We start from the raw sequence: 22144 nt of genomic DNA, 5'->3' as shown, positions 1-22144 counted from the left end.
CTTATCGTCATGACCAATCCAACCGATCTCAAGAACATCGGGCTAAAGGCGACTCTGCCGCGCCTCAAGATCCTGGAGATTTTTCAGCACAGCCCGGTTCGTCACCTCACCGCCGAAGACGTCTATCGCAACCTGCTGAACGAGGAGCTGGACATCGGCCTCGCCACGGTTTACCGGGTACTCACGCAGTTCGAGCAGGCTGGCCTGCTCACGCGCAGCAACTTCGAGTCGGGCAAGGCGGTGTTCGAACTCAACGAAGGCAGCCATCACGACCATCTCGTGTGCCTCGACTGCGGTCTCGTCGAAGAATTCTTCGACCCCGAAATCGAGAAGCGCCAGCAGATGATCGCCAACGAACGCGGGTTCAAGCTGCAGGAACACGCGCTCGCGCTCTACGGCGCCTGCACGAAAGAAAACTGTCCCCACCGCAAGCACTGAGCACGCTGTCACGCCGGTTTCATCCGCAAAAACGCCACGGTCCGCCGTGGCGTTTTTCTTTGCGCGTCGCCCGGCCTCGCCCGCGCCCTGGGCCCAAAGCTCACAAAAAAACCGCCCCGAAGGGCGGTTTTCCGTGCAGCCGTCTAGCGCTTACTTCGCGTTCGCGAGCGCAACCGCCGTGTCCAGCATGCGGTTCGAGAAGCCCCACTCGTTGTCGTACCAGCTCGACACCTTGACCAGACGGCCCGAGACCTTCGTGAGCGTGGAGTCGAACGTCGACGATGCCGGGTTGTGGTTGAAGTCGATCGACACCAGCGGTGCGGTGTTGTAGCCCAGGATGCCCTTGAGCGCGCCTTCCGACGCTTCCTTCATGATCGCGTTGACTTCTTCGACCGTCGTGTCGCGCTTGGCGATGAACGAGAGGTCGACGATCGACACGTTGATGGTCGGGACGCGGATCGCGTAGCCGTCCAGCTTGCCGTTCAGTTCCGGCAGCACGAGGCCGACCGCCGATGCCGCGCCCGTCTTCGCCGGGATCTGGCTGTGCGTGGCCGAGCGCGCGCGGCGCAGGTCTTCGTGGTAGACGTCCGTCAGAACCTGGTCGTTCGTGTACGCGTGGATCGTGGTCATCAGACCCGATTCCAGGCCGATCTTGTCGTTCAGCGGCTTGACGAGCGGTGCCAGGCAGTTGGTCGTGCACGATGCGTTCGAGATGACCGTGTCGGTCGACTTGAGCACTTCGTGGTTCACGCCGTAGACGATGGTTGCGTCGACGTCCTTGCCGCCCGGCGCCGAGATGATCACCTTCTTCGCGCCGCCCTTCAGGTGGGCGCTGGCCTTTTCCTTCGTCGTGAAGAAGCCCGTGCACTCGAACACGATGTCGACGCCCAGCTCGCCCCACGGCAGTTCGGCCGGGTTGCGGTTGGCCAGCACGCGGATACGGTCGCCGTTCACCACGAGGTAGTCGCCGTCCACCGAGACTTCGCCGGGGAACTTGCCGTGTGCCGTGTCGTATTGCGTCAGGTGCGCGTTGGTCTTCGCGTCACCCAGGTCGTTGATGGCGACGATCTGGATGTCGTGCTTCTTGCCGTTCTCGTAGAACGCGCGCAGCGTGTTGCGGCCAATGCGGCCGTAGCCGTTGATAGCGACGCGAATGGTCATGGTTTATCTCCTGATGGTAAAAAATTCTGTTCCGGCACCGTGCGCCGCCCTGCCCGTCCGCTCGTGGCGGCAATGTCATCGCGAACGGGGCGCACACGGCAAACGGGCCCGCCAGAAGGCGAGCCCGTGTATCTCGATGCTTAGTTGTCGAGCGCGGCCTTGGCCGTGGCCACGACGTTTTCGACCGTGAAGCCGAAGTGCTTGAACAGCACGCCGGCCGGGGCCGACTCGCCGAACGTGTCGATGCTGACCACGCCGCCTTCGAGGCCCACGTACTTGCGCCAGAAGTCGCCCTGCGCGGCTTCGATCGCCACGCGGCGCACGCCCTTCGGCAGCACGCGTTCCTTGTACTCGGCGTCCTGGCGGTCGAACACGTTGGTGGACGGCATGGACACCACGCGAGCGCCGATGCCTTCGCGCTGCAGCGCCTCCACGGCCTTCACCGCGAGTTCGACTTCCGAACCCGTGGCGATCAGGATGATCTTGCGGCTCGGAATGTCGTCGTTCCAGTCCTTCAGCACGTAACCGCCCTTGGCGATGTTCGCGATCTGGGCGTCGGTGCGCTCGTTGAACTGCAGGTTCTGACGGCTGAAGATCAGCGACGACGGGCCGTGATGCGTGATCGACTCGGTCCAGGCCACCGCCGTTTCCACCGTGTCGGCCGGGCGCCAGACCGTCATGTTCGGGATCAGGCGCAGGCTCGGCACCTGTTCGATCGACTGGTGCGTGGGGCCGTCTTCGCCGAGGCCGATCGAATCGTGCGTAAACACGAAGATCGACGGGCACTTCATCAGCGCGGCCACGCGCAGCGCGTTGCGGCTGTAATCGGAGAACGTGAGGAAGGTGCCGCCGAACGCCTTGTAGCCGCCATGCAGCGTGAGGCCGTTGAGCGCCGCGCTCATGCCGAATTCGCGCACGCCGTAGTTGACGTGGTTGCCCCACTCGATGCCGCTTTCGCCCGGCTTGGCCGCGCGCACCGGCTTCGAGGCCTTCCAGTTCGTGAGGTTCGAGCCGGTCAGGTCAGCCGAGCCGCCGAGCAGTTCGGGCAGTGCGGCCGCGAGACCTTCGATGGCTTGCTGCGACGCCTTGCGCGTAGCGACGGTTTCCTTGCGCGAATCCGCGCCGGCGATGATCGCGGCGGCCTTCTCGGCCCAGTCGGCGGGCAGCTTGCCGGCCATGCGGCGCTGGAACTCGGCAGCCTGCTCCGGGTACTTCGACTGGTAAGCGGCGAACTGCTCGTTCCAGCCGGCTTCGAACTTCGCGCCGGCTTCCTTCGCGTCCCAGTCTGCGTAGACTTCCTGCGGCAGCGTGAACGGCTCCCACTTCCAGCCCACCGCGTCGCGCCACTTGGCGATTTCTTCCGCGCCGAGCGGCGCGCCGTGCACGTCGTGGCCGCCCGCCTTGGTGGGCGCGCCATGGCCGATCTGCGTCTTGCAGCAGATGAGCGTGGGCTTGTCCGACGCCTTGGCCTGCTTGATGGCCGCGTCGATTGCCTCGACGTCGTGGCCGTTCACGTGCGGGACCACGTTCCAGCCGTAGGCTTCGAAGCGCTTGGGCGTGTCGTCGTGGAACCAGTTCACGACGTCGCCGTCGATCGAGATGCCATTGTCGTCGTAGAACGCAATCAGCTTGTTCAGCTTGAGCGTGCCGGCGAACGAGCAGGCTTCGTGCGAGATGCCTTCCATCAGGCAGCCGTCGCCGAGGAACACATAGGTGTGGTGATCGACGATCTTCGCGTCGGCCTTGTTGAACTCGGCCGCGAGCAGCGCTTCGCCGAGCGCCATGCCGACGGCATTCGCGAGACCCTGGCCGAGCGGGCCCGTGGTCGTCTCGACGCCCGGCGTGATGCCGTATTCGGGGTGGCCCGGCGTTTTCGAGTGCATCTGACGGAAGTTCTTCAGTTCCGACATCGGCAGGTCGTAGCCCGTCAGGTGCAGCAGCGAGTACAGCAGCATCGAGCCGTGGCCGTTCGACAGCACGAAGCGATCGCGGTCGCTCCAGTGCGGGTTCGTCGGGTTATGGCGCAGATGGCGGGACCACAGCGCAACGGCGATCTCGGCCATGCCCATCGGCATGCCGGGGTGACCGGAGTTCGCTTGCTGAACGGCATCCATCGACAGCGCGCGGATCGCGTTGGCCATCAGCTGGGTGGTTGCGGGGGAGGCGGAGGACGAGGTCGTCATGTCGAGTCCGGAAGTGTGCAAAAAGCGGCGTGGGCGGCACGGCCAAACGACAAACAGCGGCGGCGGGCGCACTGCAGCACTGGATTCCGGAAGCTCGGCAGCACGGCTGCTCCGGCGCACATGCGGCGCCAGGAGACGCGAAACGGCAGAGCAAACGGAGGAGGCTGCAAAGGGCGTTATTCTAGCAGATCGTTGGGGCGAACCCTGACTGTCGGGCATGACCCTGCTGGCATGTGGGAACGGCGGCGTTTGGACGTCGGCGCTGTCGTTATCGGCGACTTTTCCGACGGACACCCGGCGCATTAGCGACGCATTAACGACGCACAAGCGCTCGGCCGCGCGCCGCCCCGCCTCGCTTCATCGGCAACTAGAATACCCACGCTGGCCCCATTTTTCGCGCCGGATTTACCGTGACCGATTCGCTCCTCTTTCGCCCCGCCGCCGACGCGGTGTACGGTTTTCCCGACGCGCGCCGCCTCGCCGCCCTTGACACGCCGTACCAGCGCATCGAGGTCTGGGATACGCCGCAGCTCGGCTGCCTGTTCACGCTCGACGGCCGCCCGATGACGTCGGCCGGCGACGAGTTCATCTATCACGAATGCATGACGCACCCGGCCGCGCTCGCGCATCCTTCGCCGCGCGCGGCGCTGGTGCTGGGCGGCGGCGACGGCGGCGCGGCGCGTCAGCTGCTGCGGCATCCGGACATCGCGCGCATCGTGGTCGCCGAACTCGATCCCGACGTCGTCCGTCTGACAGGCGATTACTTGCCCGGCGTGCGCGGCGGCGCCTTCGACGATCCGCGCGTGGAACTCGTGATCGGCGATGCGGCGGCGTTCGTCGCCTCGGCGCAGGAGCGCTTCGACCTCGTGGTGTTCGATCTGACGCCGCCTGACTCGCCCGCCGCCGGCCTGTACACGGGCGCGTTCTACGCCGCGCTCAAGCGCGTGATGAGCGCCGATGCGCTCGTCTCGCTGCATCTGGGCTCGCCGTTTCATCACCCCGAACGCGTGCGGGCGCTGCTCGCCGGGCTGCGCGGCGCTTTCGCCGTGGTGCGGCCGCTCGGCGCCTACATCCCGCTCTACGGCTCGCTCTGGTTGATGGCCATCGCGAGCGACGTGTCCGATCCGGCCGCCGTCGATCTCGCGACGCTCGAGGCACGCGCTGCCGCTCGCAGAATCGAAGGCTTGCGATACTACGACCCGCGACTCCATGAGATGCTCTTAAAAGTGTCGTTGACCACCCGAGATAAACTAGGCGAATTCCTACAGCTTTAGTGATCCTGTCGGTGGAAAATGGCAGGTCCTAACGCTTTCTTCGTGCGCGTCCTACGCCTTCGTGCGTGGCGCGTCACTCGAACCGCGAATCTGGAGAGACCCGATGACCCCACCCCGCCCCGCAGGCGTGCCGTGGTTGACACCGTATCTGACCGTGCGCGAAGCGCGTACGTCGATGGCCTTTTATCAGGCGGCTTTCGGTTTTGCCGTTCGAGACAGCGTCGAGGACGACGGCGCGGTCATGCATGTGGAAATGACGTACCACGACCAGCTGATCGTCATGTTCGCGCCGGAAGGGGCGTTTGGTTCGACGGCGCGCACGCCCAAAAGCGCGCAAACCGTCGCGCCGCAATCTTTTTATCTGTATGTCGACGATGTCGACGCGGTTTATGCGCGGGCGCTCAGCGCCGGTGCGAAATCGCTGAGCGAGCCGCAGGATCAATTCTGGGGAGACCGTTTCGCGCAGGTCGAAGACCTCGACGGTTACCGCTGGGCGCTTGCTCGCCACCTGTCCTGAATCAATGAGAAATAGTCTTATGCCCCGCTTTTTCGTCGGCAGTGCCCTGCAGTCCGACGAGGTCGTCACCCTGCCCGACGAAGTCACGCGCCACGTTCAGGTGCTGCGTCTGCAACCCGGCGACACCATCGTGCTATTCAATGGCCTCGGCGGCGAATACAGTGCCGAGATCATGGAAATGGAACGCCGCGACACCCAGGTGCGCGTCGGTCCGTATCGCGACATCGAAACCGAGCCGCCCTACCGGCTCACACTCGCCCAAGGCATCGCCGGCAGCGACAAGATGGACTGGCTGATCGAGAAAGCGGTCGAACTCGGCGCGACCAGCTTCGTGCCGCTCACCACCTCGCGCAGCGTCGTACGTCTCTCGGGCGACCGTGCCGTGCGCCGCCAGGCGCACTGGCAGCGCATTGTCCAGGCGTCGTGCGAGCAATGCGGGCGCAATCGCATGCCCGACGTCGCGTCCACGCGCGAAATCGCCACGTGGCTGGGCTCCATGCCCAAGCGGCCCGGCGAAGGCGAATTGCGCGTGCTGCTCTCGCCGCGCGCGAACGTGTCGTTCTCGACCTTGCCCGTCGATCCGCCCTCCGGCGAAGTCACCGTGCTCGTAGGGCCGGAAGGCGGCTTCTCGTCGCCGGAAGAAGCCGCGGCGCTCGATCACGGCTTCATCGCCGTGGGCCTCGGGCCGCGCGTGCTGCGCACCGAAACGGCGGGGATCGCCGTGCTCGCCGCACTGGCCGCGCGCTGGGGCGGTTGGTAAAAATGACAAAGCCCGCCAAAGAGGCGGGCTTGTGGTTTTCTGTCGCATCCCTACGACGATCCTGACGGATCGGCAAAATTCCCGCGTTAAAAACGAGAAAACGCGCGCCGCGAAAACTCGTCAGGCGAACGAATAGAACACCCGGAACGCCACCTTGCGCTCGGCCCAGTATTCCGTGGCTTCACGGAACACGTCGAGCAGCGTCTCGCGCCCATCTTTATCGAACTTCTGCGCGATCGGCAGGCCCTCGAGCACGATCACAAAGCCCGGCTGTTCGCCCGCTTTCTGCACGAGATCGGTCAGACAGTCGTATAGCCCGTCGTAATTTTTGCCGAAATGCTTCGGAAACAGAAACGACGTGGCGATGGTTTCCAGCACTTCCTGCTTGGTTTGCGCATTCGCACAAAACGCGTAGAGGAAATGCTGCTGGAGCCGCTGCGCCTCGTCCGCGAGATCCTGCACGCGGAACGCCCGAATCGACTGGACGATGTTCGGCCGCACGGTCGCAAACAGGTCCATGGTCTCCTCGTTCAATGAAAGCGCCGCCTCTTTGTCGCGCGCCTCGCCGTCTTCCTTCAACTGCATGACGCGCTGGAACAGGTTGCCCTCGCCGGACGCGAACAGATCGCTCGCGACCCGGGGGTCGTGCGCGTAAACGTTATCGCTCATGCCGCTCATCCCGGTGTCAATCATTAATTCGCCTGAAACTGGCGTAGTGGTCGTCGGAGTAGTAACAGTTGTCGGTGCGCTTGAGCGAGCCGCCGCAGACGATGCGCTTCGCCCCGCGATTGCGGGCGCGCGGTGTCGGGACCGTGTACTCGTGGTAGTAGCCGCGCCGGTGCGCCGGCAGCATCCGCTCGAAATTGCCGAACACGACGCCATCCTTTTCATAAGGAAACGGACCGCCCGACGCGATCAGGCTCAAGGTGCTGACGGCTTCGCGGGGCAATTCGTTCACCGAAATGCTGCCGATACCGGTTGCGCCTTCGTCGGGCTGGCTTCGATACGCCTGCGCGCCGCCCGATGCGAGCGCCGCCGCCGCGACCAGTGCCACCGCCGCCGCATGCCTGCCACGCCGCAAAGTGCGCCACGACAGCCAGCGCTCAGTCAAACCGTTGCCGAAACAACGGGTTACGCGAGACGCCCGGAGCACGTTGCCACCGCTATCGCTTTCGGTTTCCTTCCGCAGCCCCATGCGCGCCATCACCTGATTTCCGCTTTTCGGATTACGCGTTCGACGACCATGAAAGGTGTAAGGGTATCGCTAATGATGCCGGGAAGCAACGTTCGGCTCGTCCGCCCCACCGCGGCTCGACCCCGCACAAGCCGCAAACAGGTAATTTTTACAACACTCGAGCGATCCCAAATCCACCGGGATGTGCAACGAAAGACAAAGAAAAACGGCGCGCATCACAGGTGAGCGCGCCGTTTCAGGCGGCTCGCCGACATGGCCGGCGAGCACAGAGGCAAGTGAGCGACCGGATGACTTAACGCGTCGCGTTCACATCCGCGACCAGCAGCGCGGTCATGTTGACGATGCGGCGCACCGTGGCCGAAGCCGTCAGCACGTGCACCGGCTTGGCCGCGCCCAGCAGGATTGGCCCGATGGCGATGTTGTTGCCGGCCGCCGTCTTCAGCAGGTTGTACGAGATGTTCGCCGCGTCGATGTTCGGCATGACGAGCAGGTTCGCTTCGCCTTCGAGCGTCGATTCCGGCAGCACCTCGCGGCGCAGATTGGCGTCGATCGCGACGTCGCCGTGCATTTCGCCGTCCACCTGCAACTCGGGCGCGCGCTCCTGGAGCAGCACGAGCAGGTCGCGCATCTTCTGCGCCGAAGCCGCGTTGCTCGAACCGAAGTTCGAGTGCGAGCACAGCGCGACCTTCGGCTCGATGCCAAAACGGCGCACTTCTTCCGCCGCCATGATGGTGATCTCGCAGAGTTGCTCGGGCGTGGGGTCCACGTTCACGTGCGTGTCGACGATGAAGATCTGGCGGTTAGGGAGCACGAGACCGTTCATTGCCCCGTACACATTGCAGCCTTCCTTCTTGCCGATCACCTGGTCGATGAAGTGCAGATGGCGGTGCGTCGTGCTCACCGTGCCGCAGATCATGCCGTCGGCCTCGCCCTTTTCCACCAGCATCGAGCCGATCAGCGTGGTGCGGCGGCGCATTTCGAGCTTCGCCATTTGCTGCGTGATGCCCTTGCGTGCCATCAGCTTCGCGTAGGTCTGCCAGAAGTCGCGGTAACGCTCGTCGTGGTCGGTGTTGACGACCGTGTAATCCTGGCCCGCCACGAGACGCAGCCCGTAGCGCGCGATGCGCTGCTCGATCACCGCCGGACGGCCGATCAGGATGGGTTTGGCGAGTTTTTCGTCGACGACGATCTGTACCCCGCGCAGGATGCGCTCCTCTTCGCCCTCGGCGAACACGATGCGCTTCTTTTCCGGCTCCACGGCGCGCGCGATCTGGAAGATCGGCTTCATGGTCGTGCCGCTGTGATACACGAACTGCTGCAGATGCTGCTCGTACGCGTCCATGTCCTCGATCGGGCGCGTGGCGACGCCCGAATCCATCGCGGCCTTCGCGACGGCCGGCGCGATCTTCACGATCAGACGCGGGTCGAACGGCTTGGGAATGAGATATTCCGGGCCGAACTGCAAATCCTGAATGCCGTACGCCGTGGCCACGACGTCGCTCTGTTCCTGGCGCGCGAGTTCGGCGATCGCGTTCACGGTGGCGATTTCCATCTCGCGCGTGATGGTGGTCGCGCCCACGTCGAGCGCGCCGCGGAAGATGAACGGGAAGCACAGGACGTTGTTGACCTGGTTCGGGTAGTCGGTGCGGCCCGTGGCGAGCACCGCGTCCGGACGCACTTCGAGCGCCAGTTCCGGCAGGATTTCCGGCGTGGGGTTCGCGAGCGCCAGAATGAGCGGCTTCGCGGCCATTTGCTTGACCATGTCCTGCTTGAGCACGCCGCCGGCAGACAGACCGAGGAAAATGTCGGCGCCTTCAACGACTTCGGCCAGCGTGCGCGCGTTCGTTTCGCGCGCGAAGCGTTCCTTGTCCGGGTCCATCAGCTCGGTGCGGCCCTTGTAGACCACGCCCGCGAGGTCGGTCACCACGATGTTTTCGAGCGGCAGGCCGAGGTCGACGAGCAGGTCCAGACACGCCAGCGCCGCCGCGCCCGCGCCCGAGGCCACGAGTTTCACGTCTTTGATGTCCTTGCCGACGACCTTCAGGCCGTTGGTCACGGCGGCCGCCACGACGATGGCCGTGCCGTGCTGGTCGTCGTGGAACACCGGAATCTTCATGCGCTTGCGGGCTTCACGTTCGACGATGAAGCATTCCGGCGCCTTGATGTCTTCGAGGTTGATGCCGCCGAAGGTGGGTTCGAGCGCGGCGATCACGTCTACGAGCTTGTGCGGATCCGACTCGTTCAGCTCGATGTCGAACACGTCGATGCCCGCGAACTTCTTGAACAGCACCGCTTTACCTTCCATGACCGGCTTGGAGGCGAGCGGGCCGATATTGCCGAGGCCGAGCACGGCCGTGCCGTTCGACACCACGCCAACCAGATTGCTGCGGGCCGTGAAGCGCGCGGCGTTGAGCGGGTTTTCGACGATCGCTTCGCACGCGAACGCAACGCCCGGCGAATATGCGAGCGACAGGTCGCGCTGGTTGATCATCTGCTTGGTCGGCGCGATGGCGATCTTCCCCGGCGTGGGGAACTCGTGGTAATCGAGCGCGGCTTCGCGAAGCTTGTTCGTGGCGGAATTCGTCATGGGATGGCGGGACGTTAGTGCAGATTAGAATGACAACTCGAACACAAAGTTTGACCGATTGTAGCGCCATTCCCCGGCAGCATTCCTTTCAGTCCGGGCTCAGGTGCCGCGACCGGAACATCATGAAAGCCCGCGCGCGCATGGATTGCGCGACGCAGGCCTGGCCATTCGTCATAGACCTTTCGTCATGCTTTCCGAGTTCTCCCTGATCGACCGATATTTCGCGCAGCGCGCCCGCCAACACACGCGGCGCGCGGCGCTCGGCATTGGCGACGACTGCGCGCTGATCGCGCCCGCCGCCGGCGAGATGCTGGCCGTGTCCACCGACATGCTCGTGGAAGGCCGCCACTTTTTCGCCGATGTCGACCCGCACGCGCTCGGCCACAAGGCGCTCGCCGTAAATCTGTCAGATCTCGCGGCAATGGGTGCCGCGCCGCTCGGCTTCACGCTCGCGTGCGCGCTGCCCAAGCCGCGCGAAGACTGGCTCGCCGCGTTCAGCGCGGGGCTCTTCGAACTCGCCGACCGCTACGACTGCGAGCTGATCGGCGGCGATACCACGGCCGGTCCGCTCAACCTTTGCCTGACGGTGTTCGGCTCGGTGCGGCAGGATGCCGCACTTCGTCGCGACGCCGCCCGCGACGGCGACGACATCTGGGTGTCCGGCACGCCCGGCGACGCGCGCGCGGGACTCGGCGTGCTGCGCGGCGAATGGCAAACGAGCGGCGCCGATGCCGCTGCCGACGTCGCGCACTTTCGCCGCGCGCTCGAATACCCGGAACCGCGGGTCGCGCTCGGCCTCGCGCTGCGCGGCGTGGCGCGCGCCGCGCTCGACCTCTCCGACGGCCTCGCCGGCGACCTGCGGCATATCCTGGAACGCTCGCGCCTCGCCGCCGCCATCGACGTGGACGCCTTGCCGGTATCGCCCGCGCTCGCGCGTCTGCCGCGCGCCGTGCAACTGCAGTGCGCGCTCGCGGGCGGCGACGATTACGAGCTGTGCTTCACGGCGGCCCGCGACCAGCGCGAAGCGGTCGAGGCGGCTGCGCAACAGGCGGGGGTGCGCGTCACGCGCATCGGTACAATGAGTGCCCTGACTTCGCCCGCCGCGGCCGTGCCCGCGATCGCCTGGCGCGACGCCGCCGGGGCGCCGCTCGACCTGACGTTGCAAGGTTTCGACCATTTCCATGCAGACTGACCCCACGCCCTCGCCCGCCGAAGACTTCGGCGCCGGGAACCAGGCCAACGCCAGCGCCGCGGGCGTCGCGCCCGCGCGGCCGAACGGCGCGAACGGCCGCGCCGCTGAAAGCGGCAACGCAAGCGCTCCGAAAGGTCCGCGCCGCGCCGACGCGCCGTTCATGCTCACGCATCCGCTGCATATCATTTCGCTCGGCTTCGGTTCGGGCCTCTCGCGTCTTGCGCCCGGCACGGCCGGCACGCTGTTCGCCTGGGCCGCGTTCGAAGTGCTCAACCGCTACTTCACGGTGATCGACTGGTCGGTGCTGATCGTCGTGGGCTTTTTCGCCGGTATTGGCATCACGGGGTTCACGGCGAAGAAGCTGCGCACCGAAGATCCATCGGCGATCGTCTGGGACGAGATCGTCGCGTTCTGGCTGGTGCTGCTGATGGTCACGCCCGTCGACTTCGCCGGGCGCGTGTGGGCGTTCGTGGTGTTCCGCTTCTTCGACATGGTGAAGCCGCCGCCCATCCGCTATTTCGACCGCCGCTTCAAGGGCGGCCTTGGCATCATGCTCGACGACCTTGTTGCCGCGTTCTTCACGCTGCTCGTGATCGCGCTCTGGCGCATGTCCGTCTGAACCGCCTTTTCTCCCCACGCTCGCCATGCCTACCGATTCCGTCGTCCACCAACTCGCGATCCGCGCCGGCAACGCACTGCGCGACGGACGCCTCATGCTCGCGACCGCCGAGTCCTGCACGGGCGGCATGGTCGCCACCGCCATCACCGACATTTCGGGCAGCAGCGGCTGGTTCGAACGTGGCTTCGTCACGTACTCGAATCAGGCGAAAAGCGAGATGATCGGCGTGCCGCCCGACTTGATCGAGCGTCACGGCGCGGTGAGCGAACCGGTCGCGCGCGCCATGGCCGAAGGCGCGCTGCGCAACAGCCGGGCACAAGTTTCGCTGGCCATCACCGGCGTTGCCGGGCCGGGCGGCGGAACGCCGGACAAACCCGTCGGCATGGTGTCGTTCGGCTGGAGCAACCGCCTGCACACGAGCGTCGAGACCGTGGTCTTCAAGGGCGACCGCGAACGGATTCGCGTGCAGGCCGCCGCGCACGCGCTGCGCGGGCTGCTCGCGCTCATCGACGAGAAAGAACGCTAATCCGGCCTGGCGCCCAGAGCGGCGCGGGCTGCGCACCACGGAGGCCTCCGCCATGGCACACGCCAACGTCGCTGTCGAAGAACTGATCCGCCGGTTCGGGCTCGAACCTCACCCCGAAGGCGGTTACTACAGCGAAACCTACCGCGCCGACAAATTCGTGCAACGCGAAGGCGCGAGCGCAACGGAAGGCACGCGCGCGGCCTCCACCGCCATCTACTTCCTGCTCGCCGACGGCGCCTATTCGGCGTGGCATCGCATCCGCTCCGACGAGCTCTGGCACTTCTACGCGGGCTCGCCCATCGAGATTCATTCGATCGACGAGCGCGGCGTACTCTCCACGCGCAAGCTCGGCCACGCGCTCGATCACGCGGGCACCGTATTCCAGGCCGTGGTGCCCGCGGGCCACTGGTTCGCGGCGCGCTGCTGCGATCCGTCCACGTATGCGCTGGTGGGCTGCACCGTGGCGCCGGGCTTCGAGTTCAGCGAGTTCGAGATCGCCGATACCTTGGCGCTCGCGGAGCAATATCCGCTGCATCGATCCCTCATCGAACTGCTGGGCAGGCCCGCCTCGGTGAGCGCCGCGAAAAGAGACTGAGCCCGAGGATCGAGCGGCAACCGCCGAGCAAAAAAAAAGCGGCGTGCCCGAAAGCACGCCGCAAACGCCCTACCACGCCGGACGAACGTTGACGTCGTTCGTCCTTCTACTCGCTGTCCTGACTGCGAGTTCTTTTCCGCTTATCGTGCGGTGATCTGTACCCGACGGTTAGGCGCGAGACACGCGACCACCGTCGGCGTTGCCTGCTTGCCCGGACAGAACTTCACCGGATCCGCAGCGCCAAAGCCGTTGATTTCGAAACGCTCCGCCGCCACGCCCTGAGCCAGCAACGCCTGCTGCACGGCTTCTGCGCGTTGGCGCGACAACTTCAGGTTATGCGCGGAGGAACCAAAGCGGTCGGTGTAACCGTCGATCTTCAGCACGCTCAGCTTTGCGCGGTTGTCACGCAAGCGCTGCGCGAGCACCTGGATCATGTTCTGGCCTTCGGGCTTCAGAACCGAACTGTCGAAGTCGAACAGCGCGTCGGCCGAAAGCGACAGCGGCTTGGCCACCGGCAGCGCCGCGACCACGACCGGAGCCGGTACCGGCGCCGGAACCGCGGCTACCGGCGGAACGCATTGATCGAGCTTTTTGTTGACCTGCTGCGCGAGTTTCTGCGCGCGTTCCACGGCTTCCCAGCCGTGCACCCAACGCGTGCCGTGCGTTTCGTCCTGCTCCTTCCAGACTTCGTCGGTGAGTGCCGCGAGACGGCCGGCATCCTCGTTGCGGCACGGCGACTTTGCCGCGCGCTCGTTGGTACGCTCGAGCTCCTTCAGAGCGTTGACCCACTTCTCGCGCGTTTCGACCGGCGGCCAGTTTTTCTGGCTGTAGATCGGCTGGAACGGCACGCTGCCGTCGATGAAATGACGACCGTTGTTGAGCGCGCGCGCCGCTGCGTCGTTGTACACCGACGACACGAGCACATGACTGTCCTGACGCGCCGCGATGTCGAGCCAGCCTTCCGCCAGACCGCGCTGGTACGGATTGGCGATCCGTTGCGCGGCGGGCATCAGCGCCTCGGCGTCGCTGCCGATGCTGGCGAACGCTTGCACGCTCGCGAGCGCCGACAATAACGCGCTTGCTATCAAAATTTTCTTCATGGAATTCTCCGTGCGCCCGCCACGGTTTCCCGTGGCGGGCATTCGGTTACGCTCGCTTAGAACCCGAACGTTGCGCCGATCGACGCGCCGGTGCTGCCACCGCCAGTCGACTTCGAAACGTGCGCGTTCAGAAGCAGACGATCGGTCACATACCAGTTAGCACCCACGGCCAGCGCGCTTTGGCCACCGTACGTACCCGCCGCCGCCGCCATCTGGAAGTTGCCTTCCGCCCGTGCGTTCGGGATAAGCGACGAAGCTGCCATAGCCGCCGCGCCCATCGCGTTCATGTCACGGCGAACCGCACCAATCTGCTGGTTCGTGTACGAGTTGGCCTGCTGTACGCCTTGCTGGACCTGGTTGCCGATGTCGAGCACGGCGTTGTTGACCGTCTGGTTCAACTGGTCAACGTTGACCGCGTCGGTGCCTTGCGTACCAGCCATGACGTTGGTGATCTGGCGTTGCATACCCGCCGAACCCACCGACACCGTGCCGTCACGATCAGCCACCGAGCCTTCGCCCAGCGCCACCGAGTTGTTCGCACTCGCGGTCGCACCCACACCAAGCGCCGTCGAGCTGTTCCCGGTCGCGGTCGCGCCAAAGCCAACCGCCGTTGCCTGTACACCGCTTGCCGCCGCCTTCGCGCCCGCTGCCGTGGCATGCGTGCCCGTTGCCTGCGCTGCTTCGGTGTTGCGATCGCCCTGCGCCGTGAACATCGGATCGCTCGCGTTACCAGCAATGTTCTGGACATTGTTGATCTGCGTCTGGATGTCGTAGAGCTGCGAACCATTCACCGCGTCCATGCTCGATGCGTCCACCACGCCGTTCGCGACGTTGTGAATCACGACCGAGGTCGAACCGTTGCCGCCCAGCGTCACCGAGTCATGCGCCGACGAGTCATACATCACGGCATCGGCCATCTGGCCTTGCATGTTCGTGATGTCGCTCTGCATGTTCGTCACATCACCGGAGAGCGTCGAGATATTGCCCTGGATGGTGGTGATGTCGCCCTGCATGTTCGTCACGTCGCCGGCGAGGTTCGTCACGCTGCCCGCGAGATTCGAGATGCTGGTGTTCGTCGCGTACAGCTGCGAGCCATTCACGGCGTCGGTGCTCGTCGCGTTCAGCGTGCCGTTTGCCACGTTATGCAGCGCGACAGCCGCGGAAGCCGTCTTGCCGCCCAGCGTGACCGAATTGTGCGCCGACGAGTCGTACATCACGGCATCAGGCGACGTGCCGCCGCTCATGTTCGTGATCTGGCTATACAGGTTGGAGATGTCCGACGTGTTCTGCGTGACCTTGCTGTTGGTCGCAAACAGTTGCGAACCATTGACCGCGTCCGTGCTGGCCGCCGTCACCTGGCCTGCCGCCACGTTCGTGATCTGGCGCGTCGCGCTGCTCGTGCCCACGCTCACCACGCCGATCGGCGCACCGCCCGCGTAGTTGTAGGTCGTACCGCCGATCACGCCGCTTGCCGTCGTCACGCCAGTGGTGTTGGCGACCGAGCCCTGGCCCAGTGCCACCGAGTTCGCGACCGTCGCTTGCGCGCCCTGGCCCAGGGCCGTTGCGTTCGCTGCGGTTGCCTTCGCAGCGCCACCGAAAGCACTCGCGCTCGCGCCCGAAGCCGTTGCGCCGTAGCCGATTGCAGCAGCGTTGTTACTCGGACCCGTACCGTTTGCGTACGAGTTGGTGCCGAAGGCCACGTCCCCGTTGTTCAGCGTTTGTGCAAGCGCACCCACTGCAGCGGAGTTGAAGCCAGACGCACTGGCCCCATTGCCGATCGCAATGGTGTTCGTGTTGCTCGACTTAGCCGACTGGCCGAGCGCGATCGCGCTCGAGCCCGAGGCTTGTGCTGCGGAGCCGATCGCCGTGGCGTAACCACCCGTCGCGGCTGCATTTGAGCCGAATGCCGCGGTGCCTGCGGCGCTGGCGACCGCACTCGTACCTACCGCTGTCGCGTACTGGTTGTTCGTTCCACCGCCGGTTGCACTGGAAGACGCGCCCAGGGCCATATCGCCTAGTTTGTTGGCGATTGCGGCATTGCCCATGGCTTCGGTGTAGTCAGCCAGCGCCCTGGCCGTCGAACCAATCGACACCGAGTTTGCGCCCGCAGCCGTCGCCCCGGTACCGATCGCCGCAGTGTTCGTGCTGCTCGACACAGCCGACTGGCCGAGCGCGATCGCGCTCGCGCCCGAGGCTTTTGCAGCGGAGCCGATCGCCGTGGCGTAACCACCCGTCGCGGCTGCATTTGAGCCGAGTGCCGTGGTGCCCGCGCCGCTGGCGGCCGCATTCGTACCTACCGCTGTCGCGTACTGATTGATCGCGCCACCGCCGGTTGCACTGGAAGACGCGCCCAGGGCCATATCGCCCAGTTTGTTGGCGACTGACCCATTGCCCATGGCTTCACTGTAGTCAGCCAGCGCCTTGGAGTTCGACGAAAGCGCCGCCGAACTCAGGCCCGCTGCGGTCGACGTCGAACCAATCGCCACCGAGCTTGCGCCCGATGCGCGCGTCGCGTCGCCGAGCGCCGTGGCGTTGTTGGCGGAAGCCACCGAGTTCTGGCCAAGCGCCGTTGCGCTTGTGCCACCAGCCGCCGCGTTCTGGCCAATCGCGTTTGAGCCCGAGCCCGTAGCCTTTGTCGAGTCGCCCAAAGCCATTGCGTAGCTGCCAGATGCAACGCTAGTTCTCCCCATCGCAGTGGCCCCGCTACCACTCGCGTTCGCACCCCAGCCAAATGCCATCGCGTAGTTGCTTGTGGCGGATGCGGCGTAGCCAAATGCCGCAGCACCGCCTCCACTTGCGGTAGAACCGCTGCCGAATGCCTGAGCGTACCCGCCCGAGGACAACGCATTCACCCCCACCGCGACGCCCGTTTGACCGTCATTGGTACTGGCGGTGACCTTCGCGCCGGAGCCAATGGCAATCTGGGGGGCACTCACGATCGATCCGCCGTCAATGCCGCTCGCGTGCGCGACGCCGCCTAGCGCTGCAAGCGAACCCGCGACGATCAATTTCGCGCTGCGGTTCTTCTTGCCACGCGCAACGGCAGTTTCCGCCGCCGCAACCCACGTTCCGGTTGCTTCGTTCCAGACTGAACGATAAGCCTTATTCATTTGCAATCCTAAATTAATCTTGAAGATTTACAGAGATTTTTGAGCATTCCAATCCCGTCTGAAATTTCAACCGGGTCAGTCTCAAATCACATCAGGTCAGAGGGCAACCAAAGCGTCGGCTCCCACTCACGAGCCCAGGAAAAATCGGCAGAAAGCCTTTCGACTTCCATGACCTAATATCGCGTTTTTCGAGCGGCGAACCTATCGAATGACTTCGATTAACGAACCGCACTTGGCAGGCCGAAGCGTGCTGGCAACGCGCTCAGCGAGTCATCTGAAGTGGAGAAAGAAAATCGAATTCGAGTCGTTCCAGACGCATCGACACACGCGCCGAATACACGCGCGCAGGGTCTTTGGCCATGTAGTGGGCATCATACGAATCGGAAAATGCCGGACGTATCAGAGAACTCTTAATTTCTCGGCATTGCACCAAGAAGTCTCTGAAATCAGCAAAGAATGTTAGGAAAACTTTAAGTCACTTCGGGCACGCGTCGCAACGCGCGCCCGATACAAACAAGGCTTAAACAGAATTGACGATTAGCGGAACGCGTTAATCGTGTCGCGCGTGTTCCGTGCAGCCGTTGCGGCCGCCTGCGCGTAGTCCTCGCCCTTGCTCGCGTAAATGATCGCGCGCGACGAGTTGACGAGCATGCCGGTGCCGTTCGCGGTGCGGCCCGCCTTGACGGTGGCCTCCACGTCGCCGCCCTGCGCGCCAATGCCCGGAATCAGCAACGGCATGTCGCCGACAATGCCGCGCACCGTTTCGATTTCCTTCGGGAACGTCGCACCCACCACGAGGCCGAGTTCGCCGCTGGCGTTCCATGTGTTGGCCGCGAGATCCGCCACGACCTGATAAAGCGGGCGGCCCGCGGTGTCAAGAAACTGAAGATCCGAACCGCCGGGGTTCGAGGTACGGCACAGCACGATCACGCCTTTGCCCTTGTGCTCGAGCCACGGCTCGATCGAATCGAAACCCATGTACGGGTTGACCGTCACGGCATCGGCCTGGAAGCGCTCGAAGGCTTCGCGCGCGTACTGTTCCGCCGTGCTGCCGATGTCGCCGCGCTTGGCGTCGAGAATCACGGGCAGGCCGGGATGCTTCTCGTGAACGTGCGCGATCAGCGCTTCGAGCTGGTCTTCGGCGCGGTGCGCGGCGAAATAGGCGATCTGCGGCTTGAACGAGCACGCATAGGGCGCCGTGGCATCGACGATCTCGCGGCAAAACTCGAAGATCGCGTCGCTGCGGCCATTGAGCGCAGCCGGGAATTTTGTCGGTTCGGGGTCGAGGCCCACGCACAGCAGCGAGCCGGTGCGCTGCCAGGCGGCGCCGAGGGTCTGAATGAAAGAGGTCATGGTGAGGGCTTGCGGCGGGCCGCGCGTTTGCAGGATAAGGAAACGGCGCGTATTTTACCCGCCTTGGGATGGCGGGTCGTGCGGGCGTCCGTGGCGCGCCGCGCATGGCGCTGACCGAGCCCCTGGCGAAATCCGCACACGAACGCCTTGCCGTGCGCGGCGCCATGAATAACGGGCCAGAACGCTTTGCTGCAATGTCGATCGGCAAAAAAAGGCGCTCACGCGCCTTTTCGGATGGCTCAAACGAGAAGCGCCCGCTTAGGCCCGCTTAGGCCCGCTTAGGCCCGCGCCCGCGCGCCCTTCCCGCCCCGCGCACCGTTGCGGCCCCGTGCGCCCGCGCGGTGCGGGTTCGCCGCCGCCCGCATGTCCATGCGCTCCACCGTGAATGAGAAACGCCGCACGAGCCGCTCGCCGTGCGCGAGCACGGTCATGCCGTTGGCGTCGCCGCCGCCGCGCAGGTTCACGGCATTGATCGGGTGATCGACGGGCTCGAAGCAGAAGAAGTCCTTGCCCGGCGGCGTGTAGAGCACGTAGTAATCCGTGTTCGCGCAAATGGAAAGCGAGAGCCGCTTGCGCTCCCACACCACGGCCGCGCGCCCGCTCCAGCCGCTGAACGCATGATTGACGAGCTGTTCCGGCAGCGGATACGCCACGCCGAACTGCCACGCGGGCGGCGCGGGCACGTGGCGTTTGGGCAGCCAGTCGTCGCCGGAAAGCCACAGGCCGCTCGCGGGTGCGGAGAGTTCCGTGCTCGTGTCGCGCGCGAGGAACGGGTGCACGCCCAGACCGAACGGCAGCGCGTCGCGGCCCGTGTTCTCCACTTCGAGCGTCATCGCCAGCGTGGCGCCGTCGAGCGCGTAGCCCAGCGCCGCGCGGAACGCGTACGGCTCGCCATTGCTGCGATCGAGCACGAGACGCACGTTTTCGCGATCGGCGCTTTCGACGGTCCACGGCGCGAGCCAGCCGTCGCCGTGAATCGGCATGGGTTCGCCGGCGCGATTGCGCGGAATTTCGATGTCGCGGCCGCCGAAGTGGAAGCGCCCGTCGCCGATCCGGTTCGAATACGGCAGCAACGGGTAGCACGCGAGTTCGTTCGGGTCCATGCGCGCGCTCACGTGCTCGCAGCGGCGGAACACGGGTTCGAGCACGCCTTCGCTGCGCCAGTCGAAGCGCGTGATGCCGCCGCCCAGTTGCGGCGCGACGTCGAGGCGCAAGTAGGCGTTGGCGAGCGTCACGCAGGCCACGTCGCTCACGCCTGCCGCGCCGATCGCGACCGCCGAGGTGCTCGGCCCCGGCATGACCGGATGCGTGGCCGCTTCGAGCCGCGCGCGCCGCGCGGCCGCGGCGGGTGAGACAGGCGCGGCGCCACCGGCAGCCTGATTGGCTGCGGGCGCGCTCGCGGCGTTGAGAGAAGGTGTGGAGGAAGGATTCGATCGACGCACAGCGGAATTCGCGACGCTCATGAGAGGCTCCTCGAGAGGCAAGTCTTGGATTGCCGCCTTGACGGGTTCAAGGCGGCTCACGGGTGGCCTTGCCGCTCGGGTGCGCGATGCGTGCACGCGCGCGTGGCCGCTTCTTGTGTTCGCCCTTCTACTCGATGACGCTTTGAACTGGCAACTGCGGTTTGTCCTGGCGGACCTTCGTGTTGCCCGATGACAACGCTAAACCACGATGGGCAACGGCCAACGACAATGCCGCCCCTGCGCACCGCTCACGGCATTTGCTTCGTCCTGCTGACGAAGTTTGCTAACCGTTTGTCAACCCGCGTGCCAACCGCCCATCACGCGTTACGCGTTACGCGACTCGCTCCGGCGCCCCGCAAACAGCGGCTCGGTAAGGCCCGTGTGCGCCACGTGGGCCGCGAACACGCCGCCCGCCTGCGGTTCGCGCGCGAGCGCTTCGTCGCTCATTTCCGCGCGCGCACTCGTCACGTAAAGGGTGTCCAGCAACGCACCGCCGAGGGTAACGCAGCTTGGCTGCGCTGTGGGAATGTTTACGCGCGCCGTTTCCACGCCATCGGCGCCGTAGCGCACCACGCGCGCGCCGCCCCATTGCGCATTCCAGAGGCCGCCTTCCGCGTCCACCGTCGAGCCATCGGGGCCGCCGGTTGGGTCCGTGAGCTTCACGAAGCAGCGAGCGTTAGCAATCGTCCCGTCGGCGCCGTAGTCGCATGCCTGGATCTCGCCCGTGAGCGTGTCGCAAAAGTACATCGTCGCGCCGTCGGGGCTGAACGCAATGCTGTTCGAGATCGCGGGCGCGGGCAGCGGCAGGCGCTCCAGCGTGAGATCGTGATTCAGCCGGTAGAACCCGCCGATCGCCTGCATCGGCGCGCCTTCGTATTTCGTGCCGAACACGAAGCGGCCCTGGCGGTCGCAGCGGCCGTCGTTCAGGCGCGTGGGCACGCCCGGCTCGACTTCCACGATGCTCTCGATCTCGCCCGTTGCCAGGTCGAAGAACGCGAGCCGCGATTCGAGCCCGAGCAGCAGCGTGTTTGGGTCCTCGCACAGCGCGAAGCACGCGAGACGCTCGGGCATCGTCCACGTTTGCGGCTGCTCGCCCGAAGCCTGCGCGTCGTAACGGAACAGGCGTTTGCCTTCGATATCGGTCCAGTAGAGCCGGCCGCTGCGCGCGCACCACGTCGCCCCTTCGCCCAGTTCGCACTGCACGGGCACGAGCAGTCCGGCAACGTCCTCGCCTTGCGTTTCGCGCGGCGCGCTCATGCCCAGCCTCCGTCGACCACCACGTCCTGCGCCGTGATCATGCGGCTGTCGTCGGCGGCGAGGAACAGCGCCATGCGCGCGAGGTCGGCGGGCAGCAGCTCCTCGCCGATGCACTGGCCGCGCTTGATGTTCGCGCGGCCTTCGTCGTCGAGCCACAGGCGGCGCTGCTTCTCGGTCATCACCCAGCCCGGCACGAGCGTGTTCACGCGGATGCCATGCGCGCCCAGGTCTTTCGCGAGGCCGCGCGTCAAGCCTTGCACCGCCGACTTGCTCATCGTGTAGACCGGCATTTCCGCCTGCTTGAGCATCCAGCTGATCGAACCCAGATTGATGATCGAGCCCGCGCGCGCCGCTTTCATGTCTTCCGCCACGGCTTGCGCCGCGAACAGTTGATGGCGAAGGTTCACCGCCACGCCCGCGTCGAACGACTCGGGCGTGACCGAGGCCAGCGTGTGACGCTTGTCGTTGGCCGCGTTGTTCACGAGCACCTGGATCGGGCCGAGCGCGGCTTTCACGTCGGCGATGGCGGCGCGCAACGCGCCGATGTCGGTGAGATCGACCGTGGCGAACAGCGGCTTGTGACGCGAGTCGCCGAGTTCGTCGGCGAGCGCCTGGCCCGCGCTCGCGTCGATGTCGAAGAACGCGACGCGCGCGCCTTGCGCGGCGAAGTGCTCGACGAACGACGCGCCGATACCGGTCGCGCCGCCCGTGATCAGCACGACGCGGTCGACGAGGCTCGGGTAGCGCGCGTAGTTCTCATGCGCGTGATGCGCGGTAGCGTTAGCCGGGGACGACATAAGCTCAACTCCTCAAG

19 protein-coding genes are annotated in these 22144 nt (G+C 65.3%); 8 read left to right on the top strand and 11 right to left on the bottom strand.

What is annotated here, in order from left to right:
• Positions 1 to 9 precede the first annotated feature (9 nt).
• Positions 10 to 438 carry a ferric iron uptake transcriptional regulator gene (gene fur, locus FAZ98_RS01815; RefSeq protein WP_103702255.1) on the top strand — a complete coding sequence of 143 codons (429 nt, stop codon included), beginning with the start codon at positions 10 to 12 and terminating at the stop codon, positions 436 to 438.
• Between the two features lie 150 nt (positions 439 to 588).
• On the opposite strand, the gene gap is transcribed toward fur, so the two are convergent.
• Positions 589 to 1599: a type I glyceraldehyde-3-phosphate dehydrogenase gene (gene gap, locus FAZ98_RS01810; protein ID WP_158948213.1), complete on the bottom strand. Its 1011-nt coding sequence runs from the start codon at positions 1597 to 1599 to the stop codon at positions 589 to 591.
• Positions 1600 to 1739: 140 nt separating this feature from the next.
• A complete protein-coding gene (tkt, locus tag FAZ98_RS01805; protein WP_158948211.1) occupies positions 1740 to 3782 on the bottom strand; it encodes a transketolase in 2043 nt (680 codons plus the stop codon).
• Between the two features lie 410 nt (positions 3783 to 4192).
• On the opposite strand from tkt, the gene speE reads away from it, so the two are divergent.
• From speE to FAZ98_RS01790, 3 genes are all read left to right on the top strand, one after another.
• The gene (gene speE, locus FAZ98_RS01800) at positions 4193 to 5056 is read left to right on the top strand and encodes a polyamine aminopropyltransferase (protein WP_158948209.1); all 864 of its coding nucleotides are present in this window, start codon (positions 4193 to 4195) and stop codon (positions 5054 to 5056) included.
• Positions 5057 to 5159: 103 nt separating this feature from the next.
• Positions 5160 to 5573: a VOC family protein gene (locus FAZ98_RS01795; RefSeq protein WP_158948207.1), complete on the top strand. Its 414-nt coding sequence runs from the start codon at positions 5160 to 5162 to the stop codon at positions 5571 to 5573.
• Between the two features lie 19 nt (positions 5574 to 5592).
• Positions 5593 to 6333, top strand: coding sequence for a 16S rRNA (uracil(1498)-N(3))-methyltransferase (locus FAZ98_RS01790; protein WP_158948205.1), 741 nt, complete (start codon positions 5593 to 5595; stop codon positions 6331 to 6333).
• Positions 6334 to 6453: 120 nt separating this feature from the next.
• Here FAZ98_RS01790 and FAZ98_RS01785 read toward each other — a convergent pair whose 3' ends face one another.
• The 3 genes from FAZ98_RS01785 to FAZ98_RS01775 all read right to left on the bottom strand — a co-directional run bounded on the left by FAZ98_RS01785 (position 6454) and on the right by FAZ98_RS01775 (position 10115).
• Positions 6454 to 7011: a barstar family protein gene (locus tag FAZ98_RS01785; RefSeq protein ID WP_158951827.1), complete on the bottom strand. Its 558-nt coding sequence runs from the start codon at positions 7009 to 7011 to the stop codon at positions 6454 to 6456.
• Between the two features lie 7 nt (positions 7012 to 7018).
• Positions 7019 to 7429 (bottom strand): ribonuclease, encoded by a 411-nt coding sequence (locus FAZ98_RS01780; protein ID WP_233272728.1) that lies wholly within the window; start codon positions 7427 to 7429, stop codon positions 7019 to 7021.
• A 391-nt stretch (positions 7430 to 7820) separates the two neighbouring features.
• Complete coding sequence (locus tag FAZ98_RS01775; protein WP_158948203.1) at positions 7821 to 10115, bottom strand: NADP-dependent malic enzyme; 2295 nt, start codon at positions 10113 to 10115, stop codon at positions 7821 to 7823.
• Between the two features lie 187 nt (positions 10116 to 10302).
• Between FAZ98_RS01775 and thiL the strand changes: the two genes are divergently transcribed.
• From thiL to FAZ98_RS01755, 4 genes are read left to right on the top strand one after another with little or no spacing between them, the layout of a single operon-like run.
• A complete protein-coding gene (thiL, locus tag FAZ98_RS01770; protein ID WP_158948201.1) occupies positions 10303 to 11307 on the top strand; it encodes a thiamine-phosphate kinase in 1005 nt (334 codons plus the stop codon).
• Complete coding sequence (locus tag FAZ98_RS01765; RefSeq protein ID WP_158948199.1) at positions 11297 to 11926, top strand: phosphatidylglycerophosphatase A family protein; 630 nt, start codon at positions 11297 to 11299, stop codon at positions 11924 to 11926. Before thiL ends, FAZ98_RS01765 begins: the two co-directional genes overlap by 11 nt.
• 25 nt (positions 11927 to 11951) lie before the next feature.
• Positions 11952 to 12452 carry a CinA family protein gene (locus FAZ98_RS01760; protein ID WP_158948197.1) on the top strand — a complete coding sequence of 167 codons (501 nt, stop codon included), beginning with the start codon at positions 11952 to 11954 and terminating at the stop codon, positions 12450 to 12452.
• Between the two features lie 52 nt (positions 12453 to 12504).
• Entirely contained in the window at positions 12505 to 13047 is a 543-nt protein-coding gene (locus FAZ98_RS01755; RefSeq protein ID WP_158948195.1) for a cupin domain-containing protein, read from the top strand.
• Between the two features lie 140 nt (positions 13048 to 13187).
• Here FAZ98_RS01755 and FAZ98_RS01750 read toward each other — a convergent pair whose 3' ends face one another.
• From FAZ98_RS01750 to FAZ98_RS01725, 6 genes are all read right to left on the bottom strand, one after another.
• Positions 13188 to 14147: an OmpA family protein gene (locus FAZ98_RS01750; RefSeq protein ID WP_158948193.1), complete on the bottom strand. Its 960-nt coding sequence runs from the start codon at positions 14145 to 14147 to the stop codon at positions 13188 to 13190.
• Between the two features lie 56 nt (positions 14148 to 14203).
• Positions 14204 to 17257, bottom strand: a complete 3054-nt coding sequence (locus tag FAZ98_RS01745; protein WP_158948191.1) for a YadA-like family protein — start codon at positions 17255 to 17257, stop codon at positions 14204 to 14206.
• A 537-nt stretch (positions 17258 to 17794) separates the two neighbouring features.
• The gene (gene pyrF, locus FAZ98_RS01740; protein WP_158948189.1) at positions 17795 to 18610 is read right to left on the bottom strand and encodes an orotidine-5'-phosphate decarboxylase; all 816 of its coding nucleotides are present in this window, start codon (positions 18608 to 18610) and stop codon (positions 17795 to 17797) included.
• A 278-nt stretch (positions 18611 to 18888) separates the two neighbouring features.
• Positions 18889 to 20073, bottom strand: a complete 1185-nt coding sequence (locus tag FAZ98_RS01735; RefSeq protein ID WP_158948187.1) for an aldose 1-epimerase — start codon at positions 20071 to 20073, stop codon at positions 18889 to 18891.
• Between the two features lie 324 nt (positions 20074 to 20397).
• Positions 20398 to 21330, bottom strand: a complete 933-nt coding sequence (locus tag FAZ98_RS01730; RefSeq protein ID WP_158948185.1) for an SMP-30/gluconolactonase/LRE family protein — start codon at positions 21328 to 21330, stop codon at positions 20398 to 20400.
• Positions 21327 to 22127: an SDR family NAD(P)-dependent oxidoreductase gene (locus FAZ98_RS01725; protein ID WP_158948183.1), complete on the bottom strand. Its 801-nt coding sequence runs from the start codon at positions 22125 to 22127 to the stop codon at positions 21327 to 21329. The genes FAZ98_RS01730 and FAZ98_RS01725 overlap by 4 nt, the downstream gene beginning before the upstream one ends.
• Positions 22128 to 22144 lie beyond the last annotated feature (17 nt).

Origin of the sequence: Paraburkholderia acidisoli (genome assembly GCF_009789675.1) — a bacterium.
GTDB lineage: Bacteria > Pseudomonadota > Gammaproteobacteria > Burkholderiales > Burkholderiaceae > Paraburkholderia > Paraburkholderia acidisoli.
The sequence above is the reverse complement of the archived record's forward strand: the minus strand, read 5'-3'. Positions and strand labels throughout refer to the sequence as shown.

Bases quoted from the DNA above. Each gene is read 5' to 3' on its own strand.
- thiL (WP_158948201.1), top strand. From the start codon at position 10,303: ATGCTTTCCGAGTTCTCCCTGATCGACCGATATTTCGCGCAGCGCGCC.
- FAZ98_RS01765 (WP_158948199.1), top strand. From the start codon at position 11,297: ATGCAGACTGACCCCACGCCCTCGCCCGCCGAAGACTTCGGCGCCGGG.
- FAZ98_RS01760 (WP_158948197.1), top strand. From the start codon at position 11,952: ATGCCTACCGATTCCGTCGTCCACCAACTCGCGATCCGCGCCGGCAAC.
- FAZ98_RS01725 (WP_158948183.1), bottom strand. From the start codon at position 22,127: ATGTCGTCCCCGGCTAACGCTACCGCGCATCACGCGCATGAGAACTAC.
- FAZ98_RS01755 (WP_158948195.1), top strand. From the start codon at position 12,505: ATGGCACACGCCAACGTCGCTGTCGAAGAACTGATCCGCCGGTTCGGG.
- gap (WP_158948213.1), bottom strand. From the start codon at position 1,599: ATGACCATTCGCGTCGCTATCAACGGCTACGGCCGCATTGGCCGCAAC.
- FAZ98_RS01730 (WP_158948185.1), bottom strand. From the start codon at position 21,330: ATGAGCGCGCCGCGCGAAACGCAAGGCGAGGACGTTGCCGGACTGCTC.
- FAZ98_RS01785 (WP_158951827.1), bottom strand. From the start codon at position 7,011: ATGAGCGGCATGAGCGATAACGTTTACGCGCACGACCCCCGGGTCGCG.
- tkt (WP_158948211.1), bottom strand. From the start codon at position 3,782: ATGACGACCTCGTCCTCCGCCTCCCCCGCAACCACCCAGCTGATGGCC.
- fur (WP_103702255.1), top strand. From the start codon at position 10: ATGACCAATCCAACCGATCTCAAGAACATCGGGCTAAAGGCGACTCTG.
- FAZ98_RS01735 (WP_158948187.1), bottom strand. From the start codon at position 20,073: ATGAGCGTCGCGAATTCCGCTGTGCGTCGATCGAATCCTTCCTCCACA.
- FAZ98_RS01775 (WP_158948203.1), bottom strand. From the start codon at position 10,115: ATGACGAATTCCGCCACGAACAAGCTTCGCGAAGCCGCGCTCGATTAC.
- FAZ98_RS01790 (WP_158948205.1), top strand. From the start codon at position 5,593: ATGCCCCGCTTTTTCGTCGGCAGTGCCCTGCAGTCCGACGAGGTCGTC.
- pyrF (WP_158948189.1), bottom strand. From the start codon at position 18,610: ATGACCTCTTTCATTCAGACCCTCGGCGCCGCCTGGCAGCGCACCGGC.
- FAZ98_RS01745 (WP_158948191.1), bottom strand. From the start codon at position 17,257: ATGAATAAGGCTTATCGTTCAGTCTGGAACGAAGCAACCGGAACGTGG.
- FAZ98_RS01795 (WP_158948207.1), top strand. From the start codon at position 5,160: ATGACCCCACCCCGCCCCGCAGGCGTGCCGTGGTTGACACCGTATCTG.
- FAZ98_RS01750 (WP_158948193.1), bottom strand. From the start codon at position 14,147: ATGAAGAAAATTTTGATAGCAAGCGCGTTATTGTCGGCGCTCGCGAGC.